This is a genomic window from Streptomyces sp. URMC 123, from assembly GCF_051386515.1.
GTDB lineage: Bacteria > Actinomycetota > Actinomycetes > Streptomycetales > Streptomycetaceae > Streptomyces.
This window is the reverse complement of the sequence record NZ_JBPQTV010000009.1, coordinates 44,452-51,163: the sequence shown is the minus strand read 5'-3', so window position 1 is coordinate 51,163 and position 6,712 is coordinate 44,452. Positions and strand designations below refer to the sequence as shown.

Sequence of the window (6,712 nt, the reverse complement as noted above, 5' to 3'; positions counted from 1 at the left end):
GTTGGCGGCCAGGGCGCCCTGGCCGCCAACAAGCTCGACATCACCATGCAGGCCCAGCAGAAGACCAACTGGTGCTGGGCGGCGGCCGGCAACACGATCGCCACCTGGTTCGGCAAGAAGTACAGCCAGAACCAGTTCTGCAACGCGGCGTTCAACCGTCAGCAGGGGACCGAGTGCCCCAACTCCCAGGCAACCCTGGGCCATGTGCAGACCGCCCTGCGCTGGACCGGCGTCAACCCCGGCAGCTACGTCAGCGGTTGGCTGCGCTACCCGACCGTGCAGACGGAGATCGACGCCAAGCGGCCCATCGAGACCCGCATCCAGTGGTCGTCCGGAGGCGGCCACATGCATGTGATCTACGGCTACGACACCAACGGCGGCTGGGTGTACTGGGGCGACCCGTGGCAGTCCTCCGACCGCTACAACTGGGCCTCGCACAGCTGGTACGTCAGCAACAACCAGTTCTCCTGGACGCACTCGCTCTACCGGATCGGGGCGTGACGCCATGACGACGAACCGCAAGCGCGTCCTGGCCTCCCGTGCCGCGGCCACCGGCGCGATCGCCGCGGCCCTGCTCGCCCTCGGGCCGCAGCTCGCCCAGGCCGCCGGGGCCCCGCCGGCCCAGCCCCCGGCCCCCGACCAGGCCGCTCTGACGGCCGCCCGGAGCGCCGCCGGAGCGCCGGGCACCCTGGAGACCCTCTCCCGGTTCTTCGCCCGTGACGGAAGCCTCGCCGCGAACCGGGTGGAGCCCCGGATCGAGGGCGCGGCCGTGCCCGTCAACACCCTGTCCCCGGAGTTCGTCGCGGGGAAGCCCGGGGCACCGGTGGCGAAGCAGGAGTTCCTCGCCAGTACGGCCGTCGCCTCGGACGGCCGGCGGGCGTCGGTGTGGACCGTACGGGCCGAGGACGGCTCGTGGAAGGTGGTCAACATCGCCACCGGCGACGACGAGACCCGCTACGCCGCGCAGGGCGCGCGGGCGCTGGCCGGCGGCACGGTGTTCCGCGAGCCGCAGATCGACGCGTGGTACGTGCAGCGCGGCGACCGGGTCCTGCCGCTCGACGAGGACGCGCGCCGGGCCGTCGGCGCCGCCGGCACGACGCTCGACGCCTATCGCGACCGGGTGCGCGCGGCGTACGCCGACAAGCTGCCGGGCTCGGCCTACGCGAAGCGGGGCGGCGCCGGGGGCTACGGGGCCGGCGCCGCCGAGGAGCCGGCCGCGCAGCGGGCCTCCGGCGCCGTGCGCGGCACCGACGAGGGGCCGCTGAACGCGCCCGTCCTCGCCGTGGCGGGATCGGCGGCGCTCGCCCTCGGGCTGGGCACCGTGGCCGCGCGGCGGCTGAGGCGCCGCTGAGGCAGTGAGAGTCCGGCCCGTGCCGGAAACGGCCGAAGCGGTACGTCCCGCTCCCCCCGGCACGGGGGATCTGTCGGTGGTCGCCAGTAGGGTGATGGCATGGCAGACCCCAGCAGCTACCGACCCAAGCCGGGACAGATCCCCGACTCGCCCGGGGTCTACAAATTCCGTGACGAGCACCACCGGGTGATCTACGTCGGGAAGGCGAAGAGCCTGCGCCAGCGGCTCTCCTCGTACTTCCAGGACCTCGCCGGTCTCCATCCGCGCACCCGCACCATGGTCACCACCGCCGCCTCGGTGGAGTGGACCGTGGTCTCCACCGAGGTCGAGGCGCTCCAGCTCGAATACTCCTGGATCAAGGAGTTCGACCCGCGGTTCAATGTGAAGTACCGCGACGACAAGAGCTACCCCTCGCTCGCCGTCACCCTGAACGAGGAGTTCCCCCGCGTCCAGGTGATGCGCGGCCCCAAGCGCAAGGGTGTGCGCTACTTCGGCCCCTACGCCCACGCCTGGGCCATTCGCGAGACCGTCGACCTGATGCTGCGCGTCTTCCCCGTCCGGACGTGCTCCGCCGGCGTCTTCAAGCGCTCGAACCAGATCGGCCGCCCCTGTCTGCTGGGCTACATCGGCAAGTGCTCCGCCCCCTGCGTCGGCCGGGTGACACCCGAGGAACACCGGGAACTGGCCGAGGAGTTCTGCGACTTCATGGCCGGCCGCACCGGCACGTATCTGCGCCGCCTGGAGAAGCGGATGCACGAGGCGGCCGAGGAGATGGAGTACGAGCGGGCCGCCCGGCTGCGGGACGACATGGAGGCGCTGCGGCGCGCCATGGAGAAGAACGCCGTCGTGCTCGCCGACGCCACCGACGCCGACCTGATCGCCGTGGCCGAGGACGAGTTGGAGGCCGCCGTCCAGATCTTCCATGTGCGCGGCGGCCGGGTGCGCGGCCAGCGCGGCTGGGTCACCGACAAGGTCGAGGCGGTCGACACCGCGGGGCTGGTCGAGCACGCCCTCCAGCAGCTCTACGGCGAGGAGAGCGGCGAGGGCGTGCCCCGCGAGGTGCTGGTGCCGGCGCTGCCGGACCCCGTGGAGCCGGTCGCCCAGTGGCTGGCCCAGCGCCGGGGCTCCCGCGTCGATCTGCGCATCCCGCAGCGCGGCGACAAGAAGGACCTCATGGCCACCGTGGGCCGCAACGCCCAGCAGGCCCTGGCGCTGCACAAGACCAAGCGGGCCTCCGATCTGACCACCCGCTCCCGCGCCCTGGAGGAGATCGCCGCGGCCCTGGACCTGGACTCCGCGCCGCTGCGCATCGAGTGCTTCGACGTCTCGCACTTCCAGGGGGACGACGTGGTGGCCTCCATGGTCGTCTTCGAGGACGGCCTGGCGCGCAAGAGCGAGTACCGCCGCTTCCAGATCAAGTCCTTCGCCGGCCAGGACGACGTCCGGTCCATGCACGAGGTGATCAGCCGCCGCTTCCGCCGCTACCTCCAGGAGAAGCTGCGCACCGGCGAGTGGGACGAGGAGACCGGCGACCCGGGGGAGCACGGCACCGGAGCCGAAACGGGAACCGGAGCCGGAGCCGCAGCGGGAGCCGGAGCCGGCTGGGCCACCGAGGCCGGGGCCGAGGCCGGAGCCGTCACCGCGCCTGCCGGTGGCCCGCACCGCACCGGCGAGGTCGGCGTCGAGGAGAGCGGCCCGAGCGGCCCCGGCGGCCCCATCGACCCGGAGACCGGCAAGGCCCGCCGCTTCGCCTACCCGCCGCAGCTCGTGGTCGTGGACGGCGGCCGGCCGCAGGTGGCCGCCGCCCGCAGGGCGCTCGACGAGCTGGGCATCGACGACGTCGCCGTCTGCGGCCTCGCCAAGCGCCTGGAGGAGGTCTGGCTGCCGGACGAGGACGACCCGGTGGTCCTCCCGCGCACCAGCGAGGGGCTCTATCTCCTCCAGCGCGTCCGGGACGAGGCGCACCGCTTCGCCATCACCTATCAGCGCGGCAAGCGGAGCAAGGCCCTGCGGGCCGGGCCGCTGGACGCCGTGCCCGGCCTCGGCGAGACCCGCCGCCAGGCGCTGCTGAAGCACTTCGGCTCGCTGAAGCGGCTGCGGGCGGCCACGGTCGAACAGATCTGCGAGGTGCCCGGCGTCGGCCGCAAAACGGCCGAGACCGTCGCCGCGGCCCTGGCGGGGGCGGCCCCGGCCGCCCCGGCGGTGAACACCGCGACAGGGGAGATCATGGAAGAGGAGCCCGCGCCCGCGGCCTCCTCGTCGACACGGGGGAGTGACGATGACGGATCATGAGATCGGTACCGAGAGAGACGGAGCACAGGTGAGTACGGGCACGACGGGCGAGGTCGCCGAGACGGCGTCCATCCCCGAGCTGGTGATCATTTCCGGCATGTCGGGGGCGGGCCGCAGCACCGCCGCCAAGTGCCTGGAGGACCTCGGCTGGTTCGTGGTCGACAACCTGCCGCCCGCCCTGATCCCCACCATGGTGGACCTCGGCGCCCGCTCCCAGGGCAACGTCGCCCGGATCGCCGTCGTGGTGGACGTGCGCGGCCGGCGCTTCTTCGACAATCTGCGCGAGTCGCTGGCCGATCTCGCCGCCAAGAACGTCAAGCGGCGGGTGATCTTCCTGGAGGCCTCCGACGAGGCCCTGGTCCGCCGGTTCGAGTCCGTGCGCCGGCCGCACCCCCTCCAGGGCTCCGGCCGGATCGTCGACGGCATCGCCGCCGAGCGGGACCTGCTGCGCGAGCTGCGCGGCGACGCCGATCTGGTGATCGATACCTCCAGCCTGAACGTCCACGAGCTGCGCGCCAAGATGGACGCCCAGTTCGCCGGCGAGGAGGAGCCGGAGCTGCGCGCCACCGTCATGTCGTTCGGCTACAAGTACGGCCTGCCCGTCGACGCCGACCTCGTCGTGGACTGCCGCTTCCTGCCCAACCCGCACTGGGTGCCGGAGCTGCGGCCGTTCACCGGCCTCAACGACGAGGTGTCCAACTACGTCTTCAACCAGCCCGGCGCCAAGGAGTTCCTCGACCGCTACACCGAGCTGCTCCAGCTGATCGCCTCCGGCTACCGCCGGGAGGGCAAGCGCTATGTGACCATCGCGGTGGGCTGCACCGGCGGCAAGCACCGCAGCGTCGCGATGTCCGAGAAGCTGGCCCGGCGCCTGGCCGCCGAGGGGGTCGAGACCGTGGTGGTCCACCGGGACATGGGGCGCGAGTGACCGGCAAATCCCTCAGGCTGCGGCGCGTGCGCCGGCTGGTCCCGGACCGTACGGGCCTCACCGGAGGCCGTACGGGCCGGCGGCGCGGCGCCCAGCCCAAGGTCGTGGCGCTGGGCGGCGGGCAGGGCCTCTCGGCCTCGCTCGCCGCCCTGCGCCGGATCACCGGTGATCTGACCGCCGTCGTCACGGTCGCGGACGACGGCGGCTCCAGCGGCCGGCTCCGTGACGAGCTCGGCGTGCTCCCGCCCGGTGACCTCCGCAAGGCGCTGGCCGCGCTGTGCGGGGACGACGACTGGGGGCAGACCTGGGCGCGGGTGGTGCAGCACCGATTCGCCAGCGAGGGTGATCTGCACGGCCACGCCGTGGGCAACCTGCTGATCGTCGCCCTCTGGGAACAGCTCGGCGACCACGTCCAGGCGCTCGACCTGGTGGGCAAGCTGCTCGGCGCGCACGGCCGGGTGCTGCCCATGTCCGCCGTGCCCCTGGAGCTCCAGGCGCTGGTGCGGGGCCACGACCCCGAGCGGCCGGACGTGGTGAGCACCGTCCGCGGCCAGGCCACGGTCGCGCTCACCCCCGGCGAGGTGCAGTCGGTGCACCTGGTGCCGCACGACCCGCCGGCCGTGCCGGAGGCCGTGGAGGCCGTGCTGGACGCCGACTGGGTCGTGCTCGGCCCCGGCTCCTGGTTCTCCTCCGTGATCCCGCATCTGCTGGTCCCCGAGCTGCTCGACGCCCTCGTCGAGACCAAGGCCCGCCGGGTGCTCTCGCTGAACCTCGCCCCGCAGCCGGGTGAAACCGCGGGCTTCTCCCCGCAGCGTCATTTGGAGGTTTTGGCCCGACACGCCCCTAAACTCGCCTTCGACGTGGTGCTGGCCGACGAGGCCGCCGTGCCCGATCGGCGGAGCCTCACCGAGGCCGCGGAGCGGCTCGGGGGCACGGTCGAGCTGGCGCCGGTGGCCCAGGCGGGGAGCGTTCCCCCGGCTGTCGCGGGGAGCGCCTCCCGCCCGCCCGAGGGCTCGGGAGGCGGCTCTCCCAGGCACGATCCGGAGCTGCTGGCCGCCGCGTACGACCGTATTTTTCGGATGCATGGAAGGATCGGCCCATGGCGATGACGCCAGCGGTGAAGGACGAGATCTCCCGGCTACCCGTCACCCGGACCTGCTGCCGCAAGTCGGAGGTCTCGTCGATCCTGCGATTCGCCGGTGGCCTGCACCTGGTCAGCGGCCGGATCGTGATCGAGGCGGAGCTGGACACGGGCATCGCCGCCAGGCGGCTGCGCAAGGACATCCTGGAGATCTTCGGACACTCCTCCGACCTCGTGGTGATGGCGCCCAGCGGGCTGCGGCGCGGCAGCCGCTACGTCGTACGGGTGGTGGCGGGCGGTGACCAGCTCGCGCGGCAGACGGGCCTGGTCGACGGCCGCGGCCGCCCGATCCGCGGGCTGCCCCCGCAGGTGGTCTCCGGGGCCACCTGCGACGCGGAGGCGGCCTGGCGCGGCGCGTTCCTGGCGCACGGCTCGCTCACGGAGCCCGGTCGCTCCTCCTCGCTGGAGGTGACCTGCCCGGGCCCCGAGGCGGCCCTGGCGCTCGTGGGCGCGGCCCGCAGGCTCGGCATCGCCGCCAAGGCGCGCGAGGTCCGCGGCGTGGACCGGGTGGTCGTCCGGGACGGTGACGCGATCGGCGCGCTGTTGACGCGGCTCGGGGCGCACGAGTCCGTGCTGGCCTGGGAGGAGCGGCGGATGCGCCGCGAGGTCCGCGCCACGGCCAACCGCCTCGCCAACTTCGACGACGCCAATCTGCGCCGCTCGGCGCGCGCGGCGGTGGCCGCGGGCGCGCGGGTCCAGCGGGCCCTGGAGATCCTCGGCGACGAGGTGCCGGAGCACCTGGCGGCGGCCGGACGGCTGCGGATGGAGCACAAGCAGGCGTCCCTGGAGGAGCTCGGCGCGCTCGCCGACCCGCCGCTGACCAAGGACGCCGTCGCCGGCCGCATCCGCCGGCTGCTGGCCATGGCCGACAAGCGGGCCCAGGACCTGGGCATCCCCGGCACGGAGTCGAACCTCTCCGAGGAGATGGCCGAGGGCATGGTCGGCTGACGGGCCGGCCTCCGGCCCGGCTCGGTGGGCGCGCACGCGGGCGCGTGCGCCC

At 73.5% G+C, this 6,712-nt stretch carries 6 protein-coding genes; all 6 read left to right on the top strand.

What is annotated here, in order from left to right; all coding sequences use genetic code 11:
- Nucleotides 1–501, top strand: a 501-nt coding sequence (locus ACSNOD_RS02815) for a papain-like cysteine protease family protein (protein WP_436765086.1), incomplete at its 5' end; no start/stop codon positions are given.
- A gap of 4 nt (nt 502–505) precedes the next feature.
- Complete coding sequence (locus ACSNOD_RS02810; RefSeq protein ID WP_436765085.1) at nt 506–1,351, top strand: hypothetical protein; 846 nt, start codon at nt 506–508, stop codon at nt 1,349–1,351.
- Nucleotides 1,352–1,450: 99 nt separating this feature from the next.
- Nucleotides 1,451–3,643 carry an excinuclease ABC subunit UvrC gene (gene uvrC / locus ACSNOD_RS02805; protein WP_436765084.1) on the top strand — a complete coding sequence of 731 codons (2,193 nt, stop codon included), beginning with the start codon at nt 1,451–1,453 and terminating at the stop codon, nt 3,641–3,643.
- A complete protein-coding gene (rapZ, locus tag ACSNOD_RS02800; RefSeq protein WP_436765083.1) occupies nt 3,630–4,571 on the top strand; it encodes an RNase adapter RapZ in 942 nt (313 codons plus the stop codon). The genes uvrC and rapZ overlap by 14 nt, the downstream gene beginning before the upstream one ends.
- The gene (locus ACSNOD_RS02795; RefSeq protein WP_436765082.1) at nt 4,568–5,680 is read left to right on the top strand and encodes a gluconeogenesis factor YvcK family protein; all 1,113 of its coding nucleotides are present in this window, start codon (nt 4,568–4,570) and stop codon (nt 5,678–5,680) included. The genes rapZ and ACSNOD_RS02795 overlap by 4 nt, the downstream gene beginning before the upstream one ends.
- Nucleotides 5,671–6,660, top strand: a complete 990-nt coding sequence (whiA, locus tag ACSNOD_RS02790) for a DNA-binding protein WhiA (RefSeq protein WP_436765081.1) — start codon at nt 5,671–5,673, stop codon at nt 6,658–6,660. Before ACSNOD_RS02795 ends, whiA begins: the two co-directional genes overlap by 10 nt.
- Nucleotides 6,661–6,712: the final 52 nt, after the last annotated feature.